The following is a 23,666-nucleotide window of genomic DNA, read 5'->3' as shown; positions in this document are numbered from 1 at the left end:
GCCCTACATCGAGAAATTGAAGCGATAGGTGGTCGAGACACCGACCGTCCACTGGTTGCGGTCGCCGCGCTCCTTGACCAGGCTGGAATCGGCTGCCGGCCCCATCAGACGCGAATATTCGGTGAAGACGCTGGCCGTCATCGGCTCGCTCACTTTCCAGGTGATCGCGCCGCCGAGGCCCGTCGACTTCAGCCCGCCGCCCGGATGGTATTCGCTCAAGCCCGAAGCCGCCGCCTCCTTGGCGCTGACGCCGTAATAGGCGTCGAAATAACCCGACGAAGCGAAGGACACGCGCGGGCCGCCGGAGATGCGGACCGTGGGGGTGACGTCGTAGAAGGCATCCGCCGCGATGTCGGCGACGAAGCCGTCATGGGCGCGGATGCCGTGCCTGAGCTCGGCGCGAGCGCGCATCCATTCGAAGGGATAGAATTCGAAGAAGCCGCCCGCCTCGCCGCCCCAGCGCACGGGGTCGAGGCCCTTGAGCTCGTCCTTGCTGTCGCGCGCGAACAGGAACTTGCCCGTGAGGCCGGCGCGCACGCTGCCGTCGTCGATCAGCGCCAGCGAGATGTTGTCGTTGCGCGAGGTGAAGCGCGCCTCGGGACCGGCCTTGCCGAGCGAAATGATGGGCTGGGCGCTCAGCATGTACTTCTTGCCGCCCTCGAAATTCGGCGCGACCAGACCGGTTGCGCCGAGCGTCAGGTACCAGTCGCCCGAAATCCAGCTCCCCTCGCCCGCCTGGGCCGCGGAGACGGCCATCAGGCCAGAGGCGAGAACCAGCGGAATCGTCCCGATAATACGCATCCACACCCCTTACGCGAAACAGGCCGGTAGGAACACCGGCAGCGCAGAAGGCATGGCGCCAGTGCGGTAAAATTTGACTTAATATCCGTAACATCGGTGACGGCGGTTGGACTGTTTGAGTCCCAGCTAATTCAATCTCTCGCCATCATCGCAAAACTCGAAACCGCGGACGGACGTTTCAGCCCCGCCTGGGACCTCGGTGTCGCGCGCAAATTCATGTCGGTTACATAAATCCGTTGCGACGATTTCGTAAATTGAGGTGGCGGCTTTGTTTTGTGACCGCCCCTGCAAAAAAGGATGGAAAAATGGCCAAGATCCCGGACAAGACCGAAACGATTGAAAACGTCGAATCCCCTATCTTCGACCCGTCCAAGGCTACGGAGCAAGTTCGCGCTGTTGTCGACCAGGGCGTTGAGCAGTCGAAGCAGGCATTTTCCAAATTGAGTTCGGACGCCGAAACGACACAAAAGGCTCTTCAGTCGACCTTTGAAATGGCCAAGACCACCGGCAACGAGGTGTCCCTGAAGATGATTGCGGCTCTGAGAGACAATGCCGAAGCGGGCTTCACGCACCTTGAGGCACTGGTTGCCGCGAAGTCGCTGTCCGAGTGCATCGAACTTCAGACCGCTTTCCTTCGCAAGCAGATCGAAAAATCCGCCGAGCAGGCCAGAAGCCTCCAGGCTGCGATGATGAGAGCTAGCGAGGACATGTCCAAGCCGATCAAGGATGTCTTTGAGAAGGCTTTGAAGGAACGCAAGGCTGCCTGATTGCCTAAGGCATCCCAGGCCGAAGGGTCGTGCCTGCTCCCTGGGCGCGTCGCGCCGGCCTACTTCTATTTTGGTCGGCGGCTTTTGTCCGCCCGACTGCATCGGAGTGATATCGCTGGTTTCGAGGTTTCTCAGCCCGTCCGCAATAAGTTGCAGAGTGCTCGGCAATCCTTAGACGCAAGGCTCATCTCACTAGGCGTCACCGCTCACTCGGCCTGCGATGGCGAATGCCTGTAGGTTTTTGACCTTTCCGTGGTCCTGTTCGGCATTGGCGATAATCGAAAAGAAAGCCGCACGGGCGATGTCTTTCTTTGACGCGTCCGGGTGTTCCTTCCTTGCCGCCTTCAGTAGTTTTTTCGGCGTCATATCTGGCGTCACAATCCGCATCAGAGTGTCGCTGATCGTCTGCAATTCGGTTGCATCCATTGGGAAGCTCCGTCCCTGGCCCCGCTGGCAAGTTTAGCAGAGCGCCTCTGTTAGCTGAAACTGAATTCACGTTACAATCGGAGACGAGGCAGCGCGTTCCGGGGCTGGGTTAGCTGTCTCATAAGGGCGAAAGCGCTTTGCCGCCATGGCGTCAACCAGCCCGCCGGCCGGTGCCGCTCGGAACATGGCGAAGCCGTGCCGACAGTTCACTCCTTCTTCAAATCTTCAGCTTCGTCTTTGAGCTTGGTCCAGTCGGCACCATGCTTCCGCAACAAGGCGCGCGCCTGTTTCGGCGTGACGTCGGCAATTTCCGTCAGATGCTCTACCTCCAGCTCTTGCCCCTTCACAACGCGGCTCGCCTTCTTCTTTTTTTCTTTGGTAGCCATGACATGTGTCCTTCTCTTGCATCATCGGATGAACGAGAACTGAGAAGTGTGGTTCCGCTCGCGCATTGTCGTGTGCCGGCTTGAGGTCCGGCCACAGTTGGTCAAGGCGGGCGGTTGTTTGTGACAGCTTTATGACGCACCATACAGGTGGGCTCCCTTCGATGACCGTAAAGCGAAGCGGCGCCGAGGACATCATGCAGGAAACGGAACTGAAGCTCGAGCTTTCGCAATCGGGTGCGCGGTCGCTCCTCAAGAAAAATCCGTTCGGGTCATCGCCCACCATTCTTCAGCAGAGATCCATCTATTTCGATACCGCCGGATGGGATCTGTCCAAGCGCGGCCTGTCGCTTCGCATTCGGCAATCGGGAAATGAAAGGATACAAACCGTCAAAGCCGGCGATGACGCCGCGGCCGGATCTTTCACCCGCGAGGAATGGGAGAGCCCGGTCGCCGGCGATGCACCGGTCCTTGATGATCCGCAGATTCGTGACGTGCTCGCAGGAGAGGCCCCAAAGCTCGCGCCCTTATTTGAAGTTCATGTCAAACGGCATCGTTGGAATGTGTCGGATGACGACGCCACGATCGAGGTCGCTTTGGATCTTGGCAAGGTCGTTGCCGCTGATCGCGAAGCTCCGCTCTGCGAGATCGAGTTGGAAAAGAAGGCGGGTTCACCGAGAGCGCTGTTTGCGCTCGCCCGCAAAGTCGACCTGATCACGCCGGCGCATCTCGGCGTGCTGAGCAAAGCGGAACGGGGCTATCGTCTGCTTGGTTCGGCGCCCGGTGCTGTGAAATCCGCCGCGACCACGCTCACTTCCGAGATGAGCGCGGCAACAGCTTTCGCGCGCATCGCTGCGGCCTGTCTCAAACAGTTTCGGCTCAATGAAACGGCGCTCGGCTGGTCTCGCGATGCCGACGCCCTGCACCAGGCTCGCGTGTCGCTGCGACGGCTGCGCTCACTATGCTCGATCTGCAAGTCATTGTTCGACGACAGCCGTTTCGACCACTTGCGAGAAGAATTGAAATGGCTCGCCTCGGAGCTTGGCGAGGCACGCAACATCGACGTGATGATCGGTCGCGCTTCGAGCGAGGCCCTTTCAAGCCGTCTTCAAGACGCGCGCGACGACGCCTACGCGGCGGTCGAAGCATCGCTCTCCTCGGTGCGCGCTCGCTCCTTGATGATCGATGCCACCGAGTGGATTTCCATCGGGGACTGGCGAACCCAATCGGACGAAGAGTTGCACGAGCAGTCGTCGAGGAATTTGGCCTCGGGTGTATTCGACAAATTTTGGAAAAAGGTCGCGAAGGGCGGCAACGATCTCATCGATGCCGATGACGAGACCCGCCATAAAGTGCGGATCGCCGCAAAGAAACTGCGCTATGCGGCGGAGTTCTTCGAGCCGCTTTACAACGGCAAGGCAGAAGCCAAACGCCATCGACGGTTCATCGAGGCGATGAAGGGCCTGCAGGATCATCTTGGCAGCCTCAACGATATCGCCACCGCGCCCGATATGTTGGCAGCGCTGGAGCTATCGGACGTGGCGGGTGCGAAGGATCTTTTCAGCGCCGAGGACAAGTCCAAGCTTCTCAAGGACGCCGCGGAAGCACACGACGCCTTTGTCAATACCAGGCGCTTCTGGCGTTGAGCGGCATGCGGAGGGGCGACGAAGGCCCGGCATCGGAAGACGGACGTCAGTTCCGGGTCAAGAGCGGTCGTCTCGCAGGCGGATCGCTCGCGCGGATCAGCTTCCGCGCGGCGCTGTCGGCAGGTCCAGGAGCTTCGCCACAGCCTTGGCGCCCTTGCCCGCAACGCGGGCCGATCCGTCGTCGCCCACCTCTACCGCGGCGCCGTTGGAGAAGCTAAGCGACCAACCGTCGCCCTTGGCGCTACGGCGGCGATCGGTGAGCTCTATGCCGGCAGCGGTGACCAGGGCGACGATCCTGTCGACGTCCATCTTCGTCTTCCGCATACGCGCCCTCAATTCAGGTCGAGCCCGCCGGTAAGATCGCCGAGCGGCGGCTCGCCATGCGCGGCGACGGCCTTGTCGCGCACCACGATGCCATGCAGGACCGGCAGTTCGAAGCGCTCGGTGATGAAGCGCAGGATCGACGTCGTGTCATAGGGCGTGTGATCGACATAGCCGTGCTTGGCGAAGGGCGAAACGATGATCGCAGGGATGCGCGTGCCCGGTCCCCAGCGGTCGCCCTTGGGCGGAGCGACATGATCCCAGATGCCGCCGTTCTCGTCATAGGTAACGATGACCAGCATATGCGGCCATTGCGGACTTTTCTCCAGATGGGCGACGACGTCCGCGATATGGCGGTCGCCGGCCTGGATGTCGGCATAGCCGGAATGCTCGTTGAGATTGCCCTGCGGCTTGTAGAAGGAAACCTGCGGCAGGGCGCCGTCGTCGATGGCCTGGATGAAGCTCACGCCGCTCAAGCCGGCGTCGCGCAGATGCTCACGCCTGGCCTCGCTGCCCGGCGCATAGTTGGCGTAGTAGTTGAACGGCTGGTGATGATACTGGAAATTCGGGGTCGGCGTGTGGTTGCCGTGGTCGAGCGTGTATTGCCAGGCGCCCGAATACCACGCCCAGCTGACGCGCTTGAGACTGAGCATGTCGCCGATGGTCGGCTCGGTCTGCGGCGGCAATGTCGTAGGCTTGGCCGGATCCGCCAGACGTGGATCGCCGCCGGGCGCCGGATCGTTGCCGCTCGGCTGGTAAGGCGGCTGCATCGTATTCACAGCGTAGAAATCCGGCGTCAGATTGCCGTCGGAGACGAATTTCGGGATGCCGTCGCGCGCCGATTTCGGCGAGTTGTCGGCGATCTTCAACGCTGTGCCGCTGTCGTCCGTCACCGAAATCGACGGCTTGGCCGGATTCTTGTCGGCATCAGCGTAGTAAGGCGCGCAGGCGCAGATCAGCCACTGGTGATTGAAGAAAGAGCCGCCGAAGCCGCCCATGAAGAAATGGTCGGCCAGCACGTATTTCTGCGCGACCGCCCACATATCGGTCTTGGAGGCGTCCCAGTTGCTCATCGGCATGGCGCCTGAATCGGCCCAGGCAACGAACATGTCGTTCTTGCCGCCGTTGATCTGCATCTGGTTCTGGTAGTAGCGGTGCCAGAGATCGTGCGTGACGACGCTCAGCGGAACGTTGAAGCCTTTCTCGTCGTTGACGGTGAATGGCTCGTTCGGAAGGTGCTCGGTCATCGCCTGCGTCACCGGCGGCGTGACGCCCTTGGCGGTCAACCCGTCCCAGACCGGCGGCAGCTCGGACAGCACCGATCCATCCCGGTCACGCTGCTCAAGGCTTTCCTTGCTCGCCTTGTCGATGCCCTCGGCACCGGGAAAATGGCCATAGAGATTGTCGAAGGCACGGTTCTCCGCGAAGATGACGACCACCGTTTCAATCTTCGCGATGCCGTCCGGCGGATCGCCGGGCTGAGCCGCGAAAGCGGAAGCCGAAGTGCACAGAGCGAGAGTCGAGGAGAACAGGGCGAGTCCAGAGGATCGCTTCATCGTCATACCTCCCTGGTGCAAAATGAGATGACACCAGCTTCGGCGCACCTTGGCAATAGCCACCGCGCTGGACGGGCAGTGCCATTGGGATTACCGTTCCTTCAACCGCAAGATGCGCGGCCAAATCCGGAGGGAGATGCGACCATGACCTTGCAAGATGCAATCGGACGGACGCGCGACAAATGGGGATGGTTCGTGGCGCTCGGCGTGCTGCTCCTGATTTTCGGCGGCATCGCCTTCGGCAATCTGTTCATCGCCACCGTCGCTTCCGTCTATGTCGTCGGCTGGCTGATGCTTATGGCCGGAGCCATCGAGATCATCCACGCTTTCGGGGTCAAGACCTGGGGGCGCTTCTTCTACTGGCTGGCGAGCGGCCTTCTTTACGCTGTCGCCGGCTTCTTCGCCTTTGACAATCCTCTGCTCGCCTCGGCGGTGCTGACGCTGCTGCTGGCCGTCGCCCTCGTCGCTTCCGGAGCGCTGAGGGCCTGGGTCGCTTACAACCACCGGCCAGAGCAAGGCTGGGGATGGCTGCTCGCGGCCGCCATCATCACTATCCTGCTTGGCCTGATCATCGCCATGGGCTGGCCGGTCAACAGCCTGTGGGTGCTCGGCATGTTCCTGGCGATCGACCTGATCTTCCAGGGCTGGAGTTTTATTGCCATCGGGCTGGCTTTGAAGAGGTAGCCGGTTCTCAGAAGCAGATTGCGGCGTCCAATTCCGATAGCGGGCGCACGCCTGCGAGCAGCGCCCTCGCCTCGGCCTCATCCAGCTTCATCTGCGCCACCAGCGCATCGAGCCCGTCGAACTTCAGCTCGGGGCGCAGATAGCCGAAGAACGAAACCTGACAGATCTCGCCATAGAGATCGCCCGAGAAGTCGAAGACATAGGTTTCGAGCAGCGGCGCGCCATTGTCGTCGACCGTCGGGCGGCGCCCGAAACTAGCGACGCCGTCATGAAGCGTGCCGTCGGCGCGGCGAAAGCGGACGGCATAAATGCCTTCCTTCAGAGTGGTTTCCGGCGAAAGCCTCATGTTGGCCGTCGGGAAGCCGAGCGTGCGGCCGAGCCGCTGGCCGCCGATCACCTCGCACTCGACGGTGAACCGGTAGCCGAGCAGGCCGGCGGCCTCTTCCACCTTGCCCTCGCAAAGCAGGGCGCGGATGCGGCTCGACGAGACCACCTCGGCGCCCTCGTCGCGGAAGGCATCGACCAGCGTGACGTCGAAACCGTGTCGTTCGCCGGCCGCCATCAGGAAGGCCGGGCCGCCCTGGCGGTCCTTGCCGAAATGGAAGTCGAAGCCGGTGACCGTATGACATATGCCGAGCTTGTTCTGCAGCACGTCAGTCACGAAAGCCTCGGCCGAGAGCGCGGCGAAATCGCGCGTGAACGGCTGCTCGACCATGGCGGCGAAGCCGAGCTTCGCGAGCAGCCTGGCCTTCATCGGCGGCGGCGTCAGAACGAAAAGCGGCATGTCCGGCCTGAACACCTTGCGCGGGTGCGGGTCGAAGGTGAGCACGAGCGCCGGCACGCCGCGCCGGCCGGCCTCGGCCAGCGCCCGCTCCAGCACCGAAAGATGGCCGCGGTGGACGCCGTCGAAATTGCCGATCGCCACGACGCCGCCACGCAGGTGGGCAGGCAACGGCGCGACCGCCGAAATGCGTTCGAAAGCTTGCGTCATGTCAACCTGCGTGATGTGGGGGCGCCCGTCATGGCTACGCTACCAGCATAAAGCGGGATGACTTTTCTTCGAATCGTCCTTCCGCTTTATCTTCTTGTTTGAGCATGATCTTTGCCAAAAACCGCTGCACACTTCTCCGGATCATGCTCTATTGCAGCCGCGGAATGACGGCGACCGGCCGATAGCCGTGCTTTGCGAGGAATCCCGCCAGCCTTTCGGGATCTGGCCGCAGCGGGTCGCCATAGTCGCGTGCATGAATGCCGCCCGAGACATAGAGCACGTCGAAGCCGTTGTCGGCGGCGCCCTTGACGTCGGTCATCATGCCGTCGCCGATGGCGAGGACCTCGCTGCGCTCGACCGGGTGGCCGAGCAGGCCGGCGACTTCCTTCATGGCGACATTGTAGATCGGCGCGAAAGGCTTGCCGGCAATCAACGTGCGGCCGCCGAGCTGCGCGTAGTCGCGGGCAAGCGCGCCGGCGCACCAGATCGTGCGCTCGCCGCGCTCCACCAGGATGTCTGGATTGGCACAGATGAAGGGCAGGTTGCGGGCACGCAGCCGCTGCAGCAGTTCCGCATAGTCGGCGGGCTTCTCCACCTCGTCGTCATAGAGCCCGGTGCAGACGATGCCGGAGGCTTCGAACTCCTCCACCAGTTCGACGTCCAGGCCGTCGTAGAGGGTGAAGTCCCGCTCGGGTCCGATGTGGAAGATCTTCCTCGGCCCCTCGGCGATGAGGTCGCGCGTGACGTCGCCCGAGGTGACGAGACGGTCATAGGCATCTGCCGGGACGCCGATCGCATTCATCTGCGCAACGACGTCGGCGCTGCGGCGCGGCGAATTGGTGATCAGCACCACCGGCACTTTTGCCGCGCGCGCCCGGGCGAGCGCCTCCGCGGCGATGGGAAAGTGCCATTTGCCATTGTGCACCACGCCCCACACGTCGCACAGAATGGCTGCGTAATTTCCCGTCAGATCGGCGAGCGAAGCGATGATGTCCGGCGAATCCGCCATGCCGTTTTCCTGAAGCTGATCTTAGGCAAGGCCGCGACAGCCATCCTTTGGTTCGGAGGCCGCCGCGGCCGGTCCCGCATAACCGAAGCGCTCCATCCTGTCACCAGCTTTCGCCTTCGCCGGCCGGCGGGCTCCGATATCGCCGGCTCGGAACCAGAAGGTTAATGCGCCGTCAAAACGGCGGTGCGTTCTTGATTGTTTCGCGCAAGCTGAAATTTAACGATTTATGACCATGGTAGCACGTCGACTAAGACTATGGTCGTATATCAACATGGGATCCTTGGCGGGGGCTGAGCGCAATGGTCCGTGAGTTTTTCGGCGACAGGCGGGACAATCACGCCCCGGCGGCCGCCATTGCCACGATAGCTGGAACGATCAGACAATTCCTTCGCTCCGGCGACGGCTCGCTTATGCCTATCGTGGTCATGATGATGATGTCGCTGCTGCTCGCGGTCGGCTTCTCCGTCGACTACACCTCGGCGGTGACCACCAGGAGCAACATGCAGAGCGCGCTGGACGCCGCGATCCTGTCGATCACCACGATGCCGACCACCACGACCAAGGCCGACCGCCAGACGGCGCTGCAGCAGGCTTATGCGGCAAACAGCGGTCAGGGCACGGTGACGCTCAACACTGTCGACGTCGCCGCCGACGGCACGGCGGCATTCAGCGCCACGGCAAGCTATCCGATGCCGACCAATTTCATGGGCATCGCCAGGATCAAGTCCGTGCCGATCGGCGTCGCCTCCTCGGTGCGCAAGACGCCGGCGCTGGTGCAGTCCACCTTCAAGGTTTCAAAGGTGTCGGGATACTGGAACAAGACCATGTATCTTTACGGCACCCAGTTCGCCCAGACGAACGCGCAGAGCCTGATGAAGATCGACTACACCTACAACAACTACAAATACACCTACAAATCCGGCAGCACCAACTATAGCGTAGGCGAGCCGAAGGGCTACGGGACCACCACCGTATACACGGTGAACGGAAGCACGGAGACGAAGGTCCAGGAGCAGGTCTGCTCGACGACGGGCTCGACCAGTGCCTTCAGCAATCCGCCGTCAGGGTCGATCCCCGGCAGCACCAAGGACAGCAGAACCAACAAGACGATCTACTTCAACACCGCCTGCTCCAATACGTTCTATCCCGCCAACGGCTCCGGCGCGGTTATCGACGTCAGCCAGATGAACCAGCTTTACCTGCAGATGAAGGTGCCTTCGGGCAATCCGCAGACGCTGCAGTCGAACGATGCCACTACCTCGAACCGGCTCTACATGGGCGTCAGCCAGACCGATATGCCCGAGGTGGCGACCGGCCAAACCGTCGACATCTTCAGCGCCGTGCCCTGCGGCCAGACCAGCTACCAGGCCTGGGAAGACGGCGGCAACGCGGTGCCGGCGCCGGTTTCCAATGCCGACTTCTTCTACACCGTGCAAGGCAAGTGCGCCTTCAACCAGCGGCCGTCCGAGACGGTGATGACGCAGTAACCGCATGCAGGGCCGCTTACGACAGATGCGCGAATTCTGGCTTCGATTTTGCCGCGACCGGCGCGGCAACTATGCCCTCGTGACGGCAATCGCCATGGTGCCGCTGGTGGGCGCCTTGGCGATCGCCGTCGATGTCACCGAACTCAATCGCCAGAAGCAGATGGTGCTGAACGCGCTCGACGCCGCGAACTTTGCCGCCGCGAGGCGGTTGGCGGAAGGCGCCACCGACGACAAGGTCAAGGCCTATGCGGTCGACTTCTTCAACGCCAATCTCAACAACATCGATCCGGCGAACATCTCGCTCGACGTCACGCTGCCCAGCAGCCAGGCCGGCGGCGGCCTGGTGACCTTGTGCGCGACCCTCAACTACCACCCCTATTTCTACCCGGCGGCGGCGCTGCTCAACGGCGCGTCCGAAGGCGACGCGAACAAGCAGATCACGCTCGCGCCGTGCTCGCAGGTGCGGCTGAAGAACACGCTGGAAGTGGCGATGGTACTCGACAATTCGGGCTCGATGTCGACGAAGGGATCCGGCACCGGGCAGAAGCGCATCGACCTGCTCAAACAGGCCGCCAAGCAGCTTGTCGACACCCTCGCCCAGCAGGCGACTCAGATCAAGCAGATCGACAAGCCGGTCCAGTTCAGCCTCGTGCCCTTCGCCGCCTCGGTCAATGTCGGGTCACAGAACGACAACGCGTCGTGGATGGACACCTACGGCCTGTCGCCGATCGCCAACGAGAATTTCGACTGGTCGACGCTCAACGCCTCGGACAAATACGCGCAGAAGATCAATGGCATCTGGTACAAGAAGGGCACCGGCTGGGGGACCGAAGAAGGGCAGATCCTGACCCGCTTCGAGCTCTATCGCGACATGAAGGTGGTCACCAGTCACGAGCGCATCGTCGGCAGCAAGCGAGTGGTCTGCGACGAGTACCGATCCAATCACACCTGCAAGCGCAGCCACGACGAATATGACTACAACGACACCTATGGGCCCTTCGCCAGTTGGCAGGGTTGCGTGGAGGTGCGTCCCTACCCCTACAATGTCGACGACACGCCCGCATCGGGCGGCCCCAACAACACCGGCATCGGCGTCGGCGACCCGGCGACCATATTCGTGCCGATGTTCGCACCCGACGAGCCCGGCAACCATTGGTACGTCACGCAGGACCCCGACGAACTGCCACCGAAGACCTACGGCGCCGCCAACAGCTGGTGGAACGACGATCCGTCGAGCACCACCGGCAAGACCAGGCAGTCGAACATGGCCAAGTACTTCATGCCGCGGCCGATGAATGCCCCGGTGCTCAGCGCCGGCGCTGGCCCAAACTATAGCTGCACCACCACGCCGATTACGCCGCTCACCGACGTCACCAATGCCGACGGGCTCACAGCCGTCAAAGCGGCGATCGACCTGATGCAGCCCAACGGCAACACCAACGTGCCGGAAGGCATGGCCTGGGGCTGGCGCACCGTTTCCAGCACCGAGCCCTTCACCGAAGGGCGGCCGGAGACCGAACGCGGCAACGACAAGGTCGTCATCGTGCTCACCGACGGCGAGAACACCTATTCGACGGCGAGCTCCGACCCGGCCGGCAACAAGTCGACCTATGCAGCCTACGGCTATACCGGCGTCGGCTACAACGGCACCTCGGTCACCCGCCTGTTCGGCGGCACGCCCAGCGATATCGGCCAGTTCAACTATTCCTCGAGCAACTACACCAACGCGCTCAACGAGCAGATGGCGAAGCTCTGCGACAACGCCAAGGCGGCCAACATCATGGTGATGACGGTCGCGCTCGACATGTCCTCGACCGACGCCGGCGACAAGAAGGCAATGGACGCTCTGAAAACCTGCTCATCCGATTCCCGCTTCCGCAAGGATCCGGCCGACCCGAGCAAGCCCGCCAAGCTGTTCTGGAACGCGACCGGCGCGACGCTGTCCGACAATTTCAAGGAAATTGCGAACGAGCTGTCGAATTTGCGGGTGGTGGGGTAAGGCACATAGACGGATGCCGGCGCGCCAAGAAACGAAAAGGCAGGAGCAGCGGCTGGTTTTCAGATAGTATCCTCTTTCCCTATCATCTGAGGATGCTGAGATGTTGGCCGACCTCGCGAAACTCATCGAGCAGGATCATTTAGCCGTGGATGCGTTCGTCAAGGGCGATCCCGAGCCTTTGAAAAGTCTCTATTCACAACGGGATGACGTCGTCATCGCCAATCCGTTCGGCCCGCCGGCCAAAGGATGGAGGAAAGCAGCCGAAACGATGGACCGCGCCGCTACCAACTACCGGGACGGCGAGGCTATCGGCTTTGAGCGCATTTCCGAGTACGCGACGACGGATTTGGGTTACACCATTGAGATCGAGCGGTTCCGATCCAAGGTCGGCGGCAGCGACAAGCTGGTGCCGTTTGCACTTCGAACCACCACTATATTTCGGCGGGAGGAAGGCGCGTGGAAAATCGTCCTTCGTCATGCCGATCCTATAACCTCGCCTCGCCCGGCGGCCTCGGTCGTCGGTGAATAGAAGGCTACCAACGCCTGTAGTGCTTCTGGAGCAACGGCCGGCGCCGCCAAGCTCTTGCACGTTCCCGCGAAGCAGCGCACATCTCACGCGCTTCCTGCGGAGACCTCCATGCCTGACGCCGCCAACCACCTCACCTTCGCTCTGATCTGCCTCGGCATGGTGCTGACACCCGGGCCAAACATGATCTACCTGATCTCGCGCTCGCTGTCGCAAGGGCCGAGGGCCGGACTGATCTCGCTGGGCGGCGTGGCGCTGGGCTTTCTGTTCTATGTGCTGTCGGCCGCTTTCGGCATCACGGCGCTGCTGTTTGCCGTGCCATATGCCTATGACGCGCTGCGCTTTGCCGGCGCGGCCTACCTGCTGTGGCTCGCCTGGCAGGCGCTGAGGCCCGGCGGACGCTCGCCGTTCCAGATCCGCGAGTTGCCGAAGGACAGGCCGCGCAAGCTGTTCGTCATGGGGCTGATGACCAACCTGCTCAATCCGAAGGTGGCGGTGCTCTATCTGTCGCTCTTGCCGCAGTTCATCAACCCGACCAAGGGCCACGTGTTGTCGCAGCTTCTGGTGCTTGGCGTGACGCAGATCTCGATCAGCCTCACCGTCAACGCCATCATCGCGGTAACGGCGGGCTCAATCGCCACCTTCCTTGCCGGACGGCCGTTCTGGCTGGTCGTCCAGCGCTGGATGATGGGCACGGTGCTGACGGCGCTGGCGCTCCGGATGGCGACCGAAGCGCAGCGTTAGAGCGCGCCTTACATCGGTCGGCGGACCGGCCGGATCTGCTCCGGTTCGATCACCTTGCGGTAGAGATGCCAGGTCGCATGGCCGAGGATCGGCATGACGACGGCGAGACCCGCGAAGATCGGGATCGAGCCGATCACCAGAAGCACGGCGACCGTCAGGCCCCAGAGCGCCATCTGCAACGGATTGGCCATTACCGCGCGCGCCGAGGTCTCGATCGCCGAGACGGCGCCGACATCGCGGTCGAGCAGCAGCGGAAAGGCGATCACGGTGGTGGCAAGCACGACGACCGCGAAGACGAAGCCGGCCGCATTGCCGAGCAGGATCAGCGTCCAGCCCTTGCTGGTCGTCAGCACGTCGCGCAGGAAAGTGCCGACGGAAGCCGGCGGCTCGGCGCCGAACAGGCTGGTGTAGATCGATTGCGCAGTGAACAGCCACAGGAGGAACAGCGCGAAAAGCAGGATGCCGATCACCGCGATCGAGGGCAGCGCCGGCGAATGGCGCACGTCAAGCGCATGGTGCCAGCGGCTGCTCATGCCGAGCTCGCGCCTGCGGCTGATCTCGTAAAGGCCGATCGCCGCGAAGGGACCGATCAGCGCGAAACCCGACATCAGCGGATAGACGAGTTGGATGGCGTTGGAGCCCGACGACCACTGCGTCAGGATCAGGCCGACGACCGGATAGATCAGGCACAGGAACACGTAGTGCGAGGGCTTGGCCCAGAAATCCTCGGCGCCGAGCCGCAACGCATCCCAGAGATCCGACGTGGTGATGTGGCGCACCGTGGGCTGCACATGCATCCCGCGCGCGTCCGCCATGACATGAAAACCGGCCATAACCGTCCTCCGTATTGCTCGCGCATGACCCCGAAAACCGGAAATCGGTTTTCGGAAAGGATCATGCGCCAGACCAAAGTTTTACAGCGTCCTTTGCGCGTCCAATTGGACGCGCGGCGCTGTAATGGGCGGTCACCGCCTGGGTGGCCCGCCCGTGGCTGCCACTTTCAAGAACGCGGGCATGATAGCCTATCTTCCGGGGAATGTCCTACATCAACGGCTTTTTGCTCCTCGCGCGATTTTCATCGACTGCCCGGCAAAAGCCATGATCGCCGGTATCAGAGGCGGCATGACCACCTCGACCACCGAAGCCCACTCGTCCCTTCCCATTCCCAACCGTCGCATCCTGCTCAAGGCCGCCGGCATGGCTGCGCTTGCTGGCATCGCGGCCTGCAGCACCGTTTCGCTGCCGACCGGCGAAGGTGCTGGCGTATCGTCCTCCGCTACAAGCACGTTGAGCACAATCCGTGCGTCAGCCGGGTTGCCTGCGCTTGTCCCGGACACACAGCTCGAGCAGGCGGCGCTGCAGCAGGCCGGCTACATGGCGTCGCGCGCCCGCATGAGCCACACGACCGGCTGGGGCAAGGATTTCGCCTCGCGCATGAAGGACAACGGGGTGCGCGGCGCCGCGGGCGAAAACATCGCCGAGGGGCGCTTCGACCTTGCGAAACTGTTCGACATCTGGATGCATTCGGACGGCCACCGCCGCAACATGCTCGACCCGGATTTCAGCCGTTTCGGGCTTGCCTATGTGCGCGACGGTCGTGATCCCAGCCTGCGCTACTGGGCGCTGGTGCTGGGCCGTTGAGACTGAAGAGCCGCCGCCTGCGGGCGGCTCCACCATCAACGAGTACAGCCCACCAGATATTAGAGAATTCTAAAGGGCTTCAATGGGTGGGAAGTTGCCGTTCGCCTCATCGGCCAGAACGAGCACGTAGCGCTGAGCACCGTCAGAACGCGCATCTGAAAGATCCTGTCGGTCTCGCCGCTGTGGTCGTCCCATGGCACGGATGAGACGACCACTGTTTGCCGCGGCGCCGGAGACGGCTCGCGACACGCGTGAGCCGCAGATGCTTTTTCCGTGCTATGATGGGCTTGCAATCTTGACCTCAGCAATATGGCAGAGGCCGAACGCTGTTTGCTCTGGCGCGGGAGTTTGCGCCCAGCACGGGCCCAACCCGAAATGTAGTGTTGCTGCCTTTTGCCGACTGAGCTTGGGCGAGGAGTTTGTCCATGTCCATGTGTAGTGTTGACCGCCCACTGCAGCCGGGCGACCCAGCGCCCAATATAGTGCTCGATGCTATCTCGCGCGAAGGCAAGATTGCGCTCAATGATTTTCGAGGCCGTAGCCCGTTGTTGATCGGTTTGTTTCGCGGTCTGCACTGTCCGTTCTGCCGCCGTCACGTCGCGGCCATGGCGCAACTCAATCCGGCTCTGCGTGAGAAAGGCGTCGAATGCCTGGCAGTGGTCAATACGCCGGTCGAACGGGCACGGCTCTATTTCCGCTACCACCCGATGCCCCACCTTCTCGCCGCGTCCGACCCGGAGCGTGCCTCGCATCGTGCTTTCGGCTTGCGCGAGGTCGGGATGGACACGGTCACGGCGATACGGATTGACCTTCCGGGCGAGTTGCCAGAACCTATGGACGTGATGGCAATGAACGAGTTTCTCAACAAGAAGGAAGGATATGAGATTACGGAAGCCGATCAGCAGATGATGGCTTCCGGCCAGGGGCAGCTTGTCGGTCAGTTCCTAATCGACCGGGAGGGCATCGTGCGCTGGAGCTTCACTGAAGTTCTGGAGGTTGGTCTCCAAACGTTCAGGGCGCCGAAACCCGAGGAACTGATATCGGTAGCGTCCCAAGTCGCACATCATAGGCTGCCGAAAAATTCGCTCGACGACCGCGCCCTGTAACGATTCTATGGGTTTGAGGCCATGATCAAGGTGCTCAAGCGCGGCGGCCCGGGTGTTGGCCGTTGACGTGAGCCCTGCCACCGCCTGAAAGCAGACGTTGCCGTCGACCACGCTGGAGGTCGCGATCGAAACGCTCCGCCCACAGATGGCCGCCTGATGTCGCGTCGATCAGCTGTGCGGTGATCCTCACCCTGCTGCCTGATTTACGGACACTTCCCTCCAGCACGTAGCGCACGCCGAGGCCGCGGCCCACCACTTGGACGTTCACGTTCCGGCCCTTGAAGGTGAACGATGAGTTGCGGGCGATGACGAACAGCTGCGACAGCTTCGACAGAGCCGTGATGATGTCTTCGGAGATGCCATCGGCGAAGTACTCTAGCGGACACTTTGACCCCGCGATCATCGCCAAGCACGCCGCCTGAATCCGGCTACCAGAAGGCCGCCGCGAAACGTCAGTCCATATGGGCCGCCGGCGCGCCACCCGCCGGTGCCGCCTTCGGCTTGCGCAGCAGGATGACGAACGGGACGGCAAGCAGCGTCATCACCATCAGGATTTTGAAGTCGTTGATGTAGGAGATCATCATTGCCTGGACATTCACCAGCCTGTCGACTTGCGAAAGTGCTGAGGGATCGCCGGCGGCCGCAGCCGGCGAGGCCGCCCACAGATTGGGGTTGTAGGGGTTGATGAAGGCTCCGAGCTCGCTGTGGTTGATCTGCGTGTTCTGCACCATGAGCGCCGCGACCACCGACACGCCGATCGAGGACCCCAGATTGCGCACCAGGCTGAACAGCGAGGTGGCGTCGGTGCGGTAGCGCGCGTCGAGCGTGGCGAAGGCAACCGCCGACAGCGGCACGAACACCATGCCCATGCCGAGGCCCTGGATGACGCCCGAAGAGATGATCAGCCAGTTGTCCATCTGCGGCGTGAAGCTCGCCATCGTATAGAGCGACTGCGCGGTGAGCAGGAAGCCGATGGCGACGAGGATCCTTGCATCGATCCGGTGCATGATGCGGCCGACGAACAGCATCGAGATCATCGTGCCGATGCCGCGCGGCCCCAGCACGACGCCGATGGTGACGGTCGGGTAGCCGAAGATATTGGCGAGCATCGGCGGCAACAGCGACATCGAGGCCAGGATCAGCACGCCCATCACGAAGATGAAGCCCAACCCGGTCACGAAATTGCGGTCGAGGAAGATTTTTGGATCGATGAAGGGACGTTCGGACGTCACCGTGTGGATGATGAACACCCAGAAGCCGGTGATCGACAGCGCGAGCTCGATCCAGATCTCGGTCGAGGAGAACCAGTCGACCTCGCCGCCGCGATCGAGCATCAGCTGCAGCGCGCCGACGCCGAGCGAGATCATGGCGAAGCCGAAGAAATCGAAGCTGCGCACGCGCTTGGCGACGACGGGCAGATAAGCGGCCATGCCGATGAAGGCGAGGATGCCGACCGGCAGGTTGATGAAGAACACCCAGCGCCAGTTGAAATTCTCGGTCAGCCAGCCGCCGAGCGTCGGCCCGAGGATCGGCCCCAGCATGATGCCGGCGCCCCAGATGGCCATCGCCTGGCCGTGACGTTCCCTCGGATTGATGTCGAGCAGGAAGGTCTGCGACAGCGGCACGATGGCCGCGCCGAACACGCCCTGCAGCAGGCGGAAGAGCACCATGGTCTCGAGGCTCCACGCCATGCCGCAAAGCATGGAGAAGATGGTGAAGCCGACGACCGAGGCCAGGAACAGTTCCTTGCGGCCGAGGCGGTCGGCAAGCCAGCCGGTGACCGGCGTCATGATCGCCGCCGCCACGATATAGGAGGTCAGCACCCAGTTGATGTTGTCGGGCGAGGCGCCGAGATCGCCGGTCATGGTCGGCAGCGCGACATTGGCGATCGTGGTGTCGAGCGCCTGCATGATCGTCGCCAGCATCAGCGCGACCGTGATCAGGCCGCGGTGCGGCACTTCCTTGAAGGGTTCGGGCGTGCTCATGGCGCTGAACTTCCAGCAGGTAACAAAAACGTGTACATTGGGTTTCCGGGCGGCGAGGCCTTCCGTTGAGAGACCCTCATCGCGGTGGGACGCGAGGATCGACGTGGGGGTTACATCGACCGAAAGTCTCTGTACGAGCGGATGCCTGCCGCCCGGAAACCTGAGGACCGACGAGTCAGCGGCGAAAGCTTCAGCCTTGATCGAGCAGCGACGCGGCTCGCCTCAAACGCTTGGCTTTCTCACTCCTCCCATCAGACCAATTCCCTGCTCCAACCCTGTTTTTCTTCGCAATTCCGGACGGAAAACCGCTTCACACTGTTCCTGGAATTGCTTTGATTACTCGGCGTGTTCGCCGGCCGTGGCGTGACCGAAGATCGACGGCAGGCCGCGCGCCACGCCGGTGTCGACAGTGACCGTCACGCTCATACCGGTGCGCAGCGCCATCCTGGCATCGGGGTCGGTCAGTTCCAGGCGCACGGGGATGCGCTGGGTGACCTTGACCCAGTTGCCGGTGGCGTTCTGGGCGGGCAGCAGCGAGAACTCGGCGCCAGTGCCGGCGCCGATCGCCTTGACGGTCGCCTCGAAGGTCCGGCCCGGATAGGTGTCGACGACGATCTCGGCCTTCTGGCCCGGCTTCATATGGGTGAGCTGGGTCTCCTTGAAATTGGCGTCGATCCAGGTGTCGCCGGTCTCGACCAGCGCGAACAGCGGCGTGCCGACGGCGACATATTGGCCGACCTTGAAGGACGAGGCCTGGTAGACCACGCCGTCGGCCGGCGCCTTGACAGTGGTTTGCGCGAGATCGTAGGCGGCCTTGTCGCGCGCGGCGATCGCCGACATCACGGTCGGATGCTTGTCGGTCTCGATGCCCGGATTACCGCCAAGCGCCGCCTTGGCACTGACGATGCCCTGCTCGGCGACCGCCAGCTGCTGCCTGGCTTTGTCGAGGTCGTTGCGGGCCTCGTCCAGCGACGACTTGGCGTTGATGCCCTTCTGGGCGAGATCGGCGGCGCGGCCATATTGCGACTGCGCGTAGTCGACCTCGCTGCTGGCCGACTTTTCCTGCGCCGTCGCCTGGCTGTAGGCGGCACGCAGCTGCTCGACATTGAGGCGCGCTGCGGCCACAGCCGCGTCGGCCTGGGCCAGCGCGATCCTGTAAGGCTCGGGGTCGATGACGAAGAGGAGATCTCCCGTCTTGACCGTCTGGTTGTCGGCGATGCCGACCTTCACGATGCGGCCGGCCGTATCGGAAGCGATCGAAATCCTGGCCTGCTGCAGGTTAGCGTTCTCGGTCTCCTGGTAGCGGCCCCCGGTCACCCAGACATAGGCGCCGCCGGCAAGCAGCGCCAGCGGCAGCGCGACCATCAACAGGAAGCGGCCGAGGCGGCGCTTCTTCTTCGGCGCGGGCGCCGGCTGCGGCGCGGGCGCCATGGAAACCGGAGTTGGTGTCGGCTGAGCCGGAGCTTCCATTTCAAGCTCGGTGACGTTTTCGTCTATCTTGGCTGCCGCGTTCATGCTGCTGCGCCTTCCGTATTCTTCATCTTTTCCAGCGACGACGCTTCGCCGTCCGTCAGATTCTGCACGATCGCGTCGAGCACCCGGATCAGGATGCGGCGGTCTTCCGGCGACACGCCGGTGAGCGATTCCTCATAGACCTCGCCGGCAAGGCTCTTGACGTCGGCATAGGCCGCGTTTGCCTTCTCGGTCGGGAAGATCATGCGAACGCGGCGGTCGGCTGCGTCCTGGCGGCGCTCGATCCACCCGCCCTCTTCCATCCTGTCGACCAGGCGCGAGACGCTGATCGGCTCGATCTCGAGGAGCTCGGCGAGCCGCGCCTGGGCTACGCCCGCCTCCTTGGCGACGCGGACGAGAAGCCGCCATTGCGCCGAGGAGAGGCCCAATCCACTGGCGCGCGCCTCGAAGCGCTTGCGCATGAGGCGCTGCACGTCGTGGATCAAAAATCCCAATCTATCGATGCCGTCTGAAACCATGAGCGAGATATATAATAAGCGTGCTTACTATTCAAGCGGAATGCGTTGTTCCAGAAGCCGGCAAATTGCATGACAGCCATGCGGCGGGCTCATGGTTGCTCGGACGCTGAAGGCGGCGCCAGCAAGCCTGGTTCTCGCGGCCTGCCGGTCCGCATACCGGGTTTGCGGACAGCACGGTTTGCTCCATAGATTCGGCGTGGCAGGGGCGAATCCATGGTCGACATCTGGCAAGTGGGTATTGTGCCCGAACCGATCGGCAATGCGCTTGCCCCGCAAGGCCTGGACAAGAGCCGTGTCGTCTGGCTGCCGCCGCAGGGATCGTTCCGTTTCATCGCCGATCCGTTCGGCCTTTTCCACGACGACCGCTTCACGGTGCTGGTCGAGGCCTATGACTACCGGGTCAAGCGCGGCGAGATCCACTATTACAGCTACGATCGAGATTGGGCGCTCAAGGAACGCGGCGCGGCCCTGAAGGAGCCGTTCCACCTCTCCTATCCTCTGCTGATCCGACAGGGCGAGGACATCTTCATGCTGCCTGAGGCCTACCAGAGCGGACGGCTAACGCTCTACAAGGCGATCGAATTTCCGAAGGCATGGCAACCGGTCGCCGTGCTGCTGGACGAGCCGGCGGTCGACGCGACCATCTTTCGGCATCAGCGGCGCTGGTGGATGCTCTATGCGCTATACGGCGATGACGGCAGGGACACGCGCGAACTGCATGCCGCCTTCGCCGACAGCCTGACCGGTCCGTGGCGCAGGCACCCGCAAAATCCGGTGCGCACGGGTCGTGAATCGTCACGACCCGCCGGCTCGCCCTTCGAACATGACGGGCAACTCCATTTTCCGACACAGGACTGCACGGCTGGTTATGGCAGCGCCATCAACCTGTTGCGCATCGATCGCCTGACGCCGGACGAATTTTCGGCCGGCATCGTCAAGCGGCTGCCGCCGGAGGGCTGGCTCGACGGCTTCGACAAGGGCCTGCACACGCTGTCGGATGGCGGCGGTGTCACGCTGATCGACGTCAAACGCGTCGAGCGCACGCCGATGCTGCGGCGACGGCTTGAGGCGATGCCTTCATAGTAAGGCGTCAACCGCCTGAAAATTCACTGTGTTTTTGCCATGTTCATGATAGAGCTATTGGCGTGGATCGGGGGATCAACGCAATGCCGACGCTCTATGCGCTGAAGCCGGCTTTCCAGGACAGGCTGCGGCCGCTGGTCGGGAAGCTGGCCGCAATGGGCGTGACGGCCAATGGCGTAACCATTCTGGCGGCCGTCCTTTCCGTCGCGGCTGGAGCGGCGATCGCGGTCTTGCCCGAATGGCGCGCGCCGCTTTTCCTCATTCCCGTCGCGCTTTTCCTGCGCATGGCGCTCAACGCCATCGACGGCATGCTCGCGCGGGAACATGGCCAAGCCTCTATCCTCGGCATGTACCTCAACGAAATCTGCGATGTCATCTCCGACCTCGCCATGATCCTGCCGTTTGCCGCCCTTCCGCAATTCGGCGGCTGGGGCGTCGTCGCCTTTGCCATCGCCGCGGCGCTCACCGAGTTTGCCGGCGTGCTCGGCATCGCCGCCGGCATCGGGCGAAACTATGCCGGGCCGTTCGGCAAAAGCGACAGGGCGCTGGCGCTGGGCGTGGTCGCCGTGCTCGCCGCCGCCGGGCTGTGGCCGGCGGCAATCGCGCCGTTTGTGTTTCCGGCCATGGCTACGCTTTCGCTGCTGACCGCCATAAACCGGATACGCGCCGGTCTTACTGCCAAAGTGGGCTGAGCATCGAGGCTCGCCATGCCGCCCGGGGGAACCGCCATGCTTCACGAACAGGTCGCCAGCGCGCCGGCGGAAGGCCTTGCGCGGCAGGCGCAGGAACGCACCTTCCGCAGCCATGACGGCACGGAGATCTTCTACCGCTTCTGGCCGGCGGTATCGGCCAAGGCCAAGGGCGGGGTCGTGCTCTTCCATCGCGGCCATGAGCACGGCGGCCGCATGGCGCATCTCGTCGACGAACTGCGCATGCCCGACTACGCCTTCTACGCCTGGGATGCGCGCGGCAACGGCCGGTCCGAAGGCGAGCGCGGCTTTGCGCCGTCCTTTTCGGCGCTCGTGCGCGATATCGATTGCTTCATGCGCGAGATCACCGCCAGAGATGGCATTGCCGTGCAGGACATTGCGCTCATCGCGCAGTCCTTCGGCGCGGTGCTTGCGGCAGCATGGGTGCACGACTATGCGCCGAAACTGCGCGCCATGGTGCTCGCCTCGCCGGCCTTCTCGGTCAAGCTCTATGTCCCCTTCGCCAAGGAAGGCATTGCGTTGTGGCAGAGGATCAAGGGGCGCTTCTTCGTCAATTCCTACGTCAAGGCGAAGCTGCTGACCCATGACCCGGTACGCATCGCCTCCTTCGAAAATGATCCGCTGATCACAAGGCCGATCGCGTCGAACGTTCTCGTCGAGCTCTACCAGCATGCGGCGCGCATCGTTGCCGATGCGCGCGCCATCACCGTGCCGACGCAGCTTCTTCTGTCCGGCAGCGACTGGGTGGTGCGGCACGCGCCGCAGCACGAGTTCTTCGTCAATCTCGGCAGCCGCATCAAGGAGCGGCATGTGCTGCCGGGCTTCTTCCACGACACGCTGGGCGAACGTGACCGCGAGAAGGCGCTCGAATTGATCCGACCCTTCCTCGAGGGGCAGTTCGCGGCGCCGGCAGCATCCGTCGACCTGAAGCAGGCGGACATTGCAGGCTATACGCGCGACGAGGCGGATCGGCTCGCCTCGCCGCTCGATCTTCTGTCGCCCAAGGGCCTCTACTGGGCGATGAGCCGCGCCTTCATCCGCATCGGCAGCTGGTTCTCGCAAGGCATGAAAATCGGCGTCGGCACCGGCTTCGATTCCGGTTCGACGCTGGACTATGTCTATGAGGACGAGCCGCGCGGCTTCGGGCCGGTCGGCCGCATGGTCGACCGGACCTTCCTCGACGCCATCGGCTGGCGCGGCATCCGCCAGCGCAAGCTTCACCTCGAAGAGCTGATCGGCTCGGCGCTGGCGACGCTGAAGGCCGCCGGACGGCCCGGTCATATCCTCGATATCGCCGCCGGCCACGGCCGCTACGTGCTCGACGCCATCGCCAAGAGCGCCGAGCAGCCGGCCAGCGTGCGGCTGCAGGACTATTCCGACCTCAATGTCGAGCTTGGACGCAAGTCAATCGCCGAACGCCAGCTCTCCGCGAGCGTTTCGTTCCGGCGCGCCGACGCTTTCGACGGCGACGGGCTCGCCGCGCTCAACCCTGCGCCCGACCTTGCCATCGTCTCCGGCCTCTACGAGCTCTTCTGCGACAACGCACTGATTGCGCGCTCGCTTGCCGGCCTTGCCCGCGCCATGCAGCCGGGCAGCCTGCTCATCTACACAAACCAGCCCTGGCACCCGCAGCTCGAAATGATCGCGCGCAGCCTGACCTCGCATCGCGGCGGCCAGGCCTGGGTGATGCGGCGCCGCACGCAAGGCGAGATGGACCAGCTGGTCGAGGCGGCCGGCTTCGAGAAGCTCGACCAGCGCATCGACCAATGGGGCATCTTCACCGTCTCGCTGGCAAGGCGGCTTTAGGAAC

General features: G+C 63.0%; 23 protein-coding genes and 1 pseudogene. 12 read left to right on the top strand and 12 right to left on the bottom strand.

The features are described 5' to 3' along the window. Positions 1–3: 3 nt before the first annotated feature. Positions 4–801, bottom strand: coding sequence for a MipA/OmpV family protein (locus RFN30_RS30235; protein ID WP_320265662.1), 798 nt, complete (start codon positions 799–801; stop codon positions 4–6). 305 nt (positions 802–1,106) lie between these two features. Here RFN30_RS30235 and RFN30_RS30230 point away from each other — a divergent pair, with 305 nt between their 5' ends. Beyond that, a complete protein-coding gene (locus tag RFN30_RS30230; protein ID WP_320265661.1) occupies positions 1,107–1,568 on the top strand; it encodes a phasin in 462 nt (153 codons plus the stop codon). Between the two features lie 192 nt (positions 1,569–1,760). Here the strand turns inward: RFN30_RS30230 and RFN30_RS30225 are convergent, their stop codons facing one another. Together RFN30_RS30225 and RFN30_RS30220 are read right to left on the bottom strand one after the other, a co-directional pair. Beyond that, on the bottom strand, positions 1,761–1,994 hold the full coding sequence (locus RFN30_RS30225; RefSeq protein ID WP_320265660.1) for a hypothetical protein: 234 nt from the start codon (positions 1,992–1,994) through the stop codon (positions 1,761–1,763). A 206-nt stretch (positions 1,995–2,200) separates the two neighbouring features. After that, on the bottom strand, positions 2,201–2,380 hold the full coding sequence (locus RFN30_RS30220; RefSeq protein WP_320265659.1) for a hypothetical protein: 180 nt from the start codon (positions 2,378–2,380) through the stop codon (positions 2,201–2,203). Between the two features lie 161 nt (positions 2,381–2,541). Here RFN30_RS30220 and RFN30_RS30215 point away from each other — a divergent pair, with 161 nt between their 5' ends. Continuing rightward, positions 2,542–4,023, top strand: coding sequence for a CYTH and CHAD domain-containing protein (locus RFN30_RS30215; protein ID WP_320265658.1), 1,482 nt, complete (start codon positions 2,542–2,544; stop codon positions 4,021–4,023). Positions 4,024–4,119: 96 nt separating this feature from the next. On the opposite strand, the gene RFN30_RS30210 is transcribed toward RFN30_RS30215, so the two are convergent. Together RFN30_RS30210 and RFN30_RS30205 are read right to left on the bottom strand one after the other, a co-directional pair. After that, positions 4,120–4,347: a hypothetical protein gene (locus RFN30_RS30210; RefSeq protein WP_320265657.1), complete on the bottom strand. Its 228-nt coding sequence runs from the start codon at positions 4,345–4,347 to the stop codon at positions 4,120–4,122. A gap of 8 nt (positions 4,348–4,355) precedes the next feature. Next, complete coding sequence (locus RFN30_RS30205; protein ID WP_320265656.1) at positions 4,356–5,906, bottom strand: acid phosphatase; 1,551 nt, start codon at positions 5,904–5,906, stop codon at positions 4,356–4,358. Between the two features lie 138 nt (positions 5,907–6,044). Here RFN30_RS30205 and RFN30_RS30200 point away from each other — a divergent pair, with 138 nt between their 5' ends. After that, positions 6,045–6,584, top strand: a complete 540-nt coding sequence (locus tag RFN30_RS30200) for an HdeD family acid-resistance protein (RefSeq protein ID WP_320265655.1) — start codon at positions 6,045–6,047, stop codon at positions 6,582–6,584. 7 nt (positions 6,585–6,591) lie between these two features. On the opposite strand, the gene RFN30_RS30195 is transcribed toward RFN30_RS30200, so the two are convergent. Together RFN30_RS30195 and RFN30_RS30190 are read right to left on the bottom strand one after the other, a co-directional pair. Further along, on the bottom strand, positions 6,592–7,575 hold the full coding sequence (locus tag RFN30_RS30195; protein WP_320265654.1) for a bifunctional riboflavin kinase/FAD synthetase: 984 nt from the start codon (positions 7,573–7,575) through the stop codon (positions 6,592–6,594). Between the two features lie 148 nt (positions 7,576–7,723). Further along, a complete protein-coding gene (locus tag RFN30_RS30190) occupies positions 7,724–8,584 on the bottom strand; it encodes a TIGR01459 family HAD-type hydrolase (protein ID WP_320265653.1) in 861 nt (286 codons plus the stop codon). A gap of 299 nt (positions 8,585–8,883) precedes the next feature. On the opposite strand from RFN30_RS30190, the gene RFN30_RS30185 reads away from it, so the two are divergent. The 4 genes from RFN30_RS30185 (at position 8,884) to RFN30_RS30170 (ending at position 13,340) form a co-directional block, all read left to right on the top strand. After that, complete coding sequence (locus RFN30_RS30185) at positions 8,884–10,071, top strand: TadE/TadG family type IV pilus assembly protein (protein ID WP_320265652.1); 1,188 nt, start codon at positions 8,884–8,886, stop codon at positions 10,069–10,071. Between the two features lie 25 nt (positions 10,072–10,096). Continuing rightward, positions 10,097–12,070, top strand: coding sequence for a pilus assembly protein TadG-related protein (locus RFN30_RS30180; protein ID WP_320265651.1), 1,974 nt, complete (start codon positions 10,097–10,099; stop codon positions 12,068–12,070). Positions 12,071–12,170: 100 nt separating this feature from the next. Further along, positions 12,171–12,599 (top strand): YybH family protein, encoded by a 429-nt coding sequence (locus RFN30_RS30175; protein ID WP_320265650.1) that lies wholly within the window; start codon positions 12,171–12,173, stop codon positions 12,597–12,599. Between the two features lie 108 nt (positions 12,600–12,707). Beyond that, positions 12,708–13,340, top strand: coding sequence for a LysE family translocator (locus tag RFN30_RS30170; RefSeq protein WP_320265649.1), 633 nt, complete (start codon positions 12,708–12,710; stop codon positions 13,338–13,340). Positions 13,341–13,348: 8 nt separating this feature from the next. On the opposite strand, the gene RFN30_RS30165 is transcribed toward RFN30_RS30170, so the two are convergent. Continuing rightward, positions 13,349–14,173: a DUF2189 domain-containing protein gene (locus RFN30_RS30165; protein ID WP_320265648.1), complete on the bottom strand. Its 825-nt coding sequence runs from the start codon at positions 14,171–14,173 to the stop codon at positions 13,349–13,351. 289 nt (positions 14,174–14,462) lie between these two features. Here RFN30_RS30165 and RFN30_RS30160 point away from each other — a divergent pair, with 289 nt between their 5' ends. After that, positions 14,463–14,981, top strand: coding sequence for a CAP domain-containing protein (locus RFN30_RS30160; protein ID WP_320265671.1), 519 nt, complete (start codon positions 14,463–14,465; stop codon positions 14,979–14,981). Positions 14,982–15,406: 425 nt separating this feature from the next. Beyond that, positions 15,407–16,087, top strand: a complete 681-nt coding sequence (locus RFN30_RS30155) for a peroxiredoxin-like family protein (RefSeq protein ID WP_320265647.1) — start codon at positions 15,407–15,409, stop codon at positions 16,085–16,087. A gap of 115 nt (positions 16,088–16,202) precedes the next feature. On the opposite strand, the pseudogene RFN30_RS30150 reads toward RFN30_RS30155, so the two are convergent. From RFN30_RS30150 to RFN30_RS30135, 4 genes and pseudogenes are all read right to left on the bottom strand, one after another. After that, positions 16,203–16,463, bottom strand: a pseudogene (locus RFN30_RS30150) (adenylate/guanylate cyclase domain-containing protein); the annotation flags it as partial. 76 nt (positions 16,464–16,539) lie between these two features. Further along, a complete protein-coding gene (locus RFN30_RS30145) occupies positions 16,540–18,072 on the bottom strand; it encodes a DHA2 family efflux MFS transporter permease subunit (protein ID WP_320265646.1) in 1,533 nt (510 codons plus the stop codon). A 336-nt stretch (positions 18,073–18,408) separates the two neighbouring features. Beyond that, positions 18,409–19,587, bottom strand: coding sequence for an HlyD family secretion protein (locus RFN30_RS30140; RefSeq protein WP_320265645.1), 1,179 nt, complete (start codon positions 19,585–19,587; stop codon positions 18,409–18,411). Beyond that, positions 19,584–20,063: a MarR family winged helix-turn-helix transcriptional regulator gene (locus RFN30_RS30135; RefSeq protein ID WP_320265644.1), complete on the bottom strand. Its 480-nt coding sequence runs from the start codon at positions 20,061–20,063 to the stop codon at positions 19,584–19,586. Before RFN30_RS30135 ends, RFN30_RS30140 begins: the two co-directional genes overlap by 4 nt. A 213-nt stretch (positions 20,064–20,276) precedes the next feature. On the opposite strand from RFN30_RS30135, the gene RFN30_RS30130 reads away from it, so the two are divergent. The 3 genes from RFN30_RS30130 to RFN30_RS30120 all read left to right on the top strand — a co-directional run bounded on the left by RFN30_RS30130 (position 20,277) and on the right by RFN30_RS30120 (position 23,662). Next, entirely contained in the window at positions 20,277–21,146 is an 870-nt protein-coding gene (locus tag RFN30_RS30130) for a glucosamine inositolphosphorylceramide transferase family protein (RefSeq protein ID WP_320265643.1), read from the top strand. A gap of 83 nt (positions 21,147–21,229) precedes the next feature. Further along, positions 21,230–21,838: a CDP-alcohol phosphatidyltransferase family protein gene (locus RFN30_RS30125; protein ID WP_320265642.1), complete on the top strand. Its 609-nt coding sequence runs from the start codon at positions 21,230–21,232 to the stop codon at positions 21,836–21,838. A gap of 36 nt (positions 21,839–21,874) precedes the next feature. Next, on the top strand, positions 21,875–23,662 hold the full coding sequence (locus tag RFN30_RS30120; protein ID WP_320265641.1) for a bifunctional alpha/beta hydrolase/class I SAM-dependent methyltransferase: 1,788 nt from the start codon (positions 21,875–21,877) through the stop codon (positions 23,660–23,662). The last annotated feature ends 4 nt before the right edge of the window (positions 23,663–23,666 follow it).

The sequence above is a fragment of the Mesorhizobium dulcispinae genome, assembly GCF_033977345.1.
Lineage (GTDB): Bacteria > Pseudomonadota > Alphaproteobacteria > Rhizobiales > Rhizobiaceae > Mesorhizobium > Mesorhizobium dulcispinae.
The sequence above is the reverse complement of the archived record's forward strand: the minus strand, read 5'-3'. Positions and strand labels throughout refer to the sequence as shown.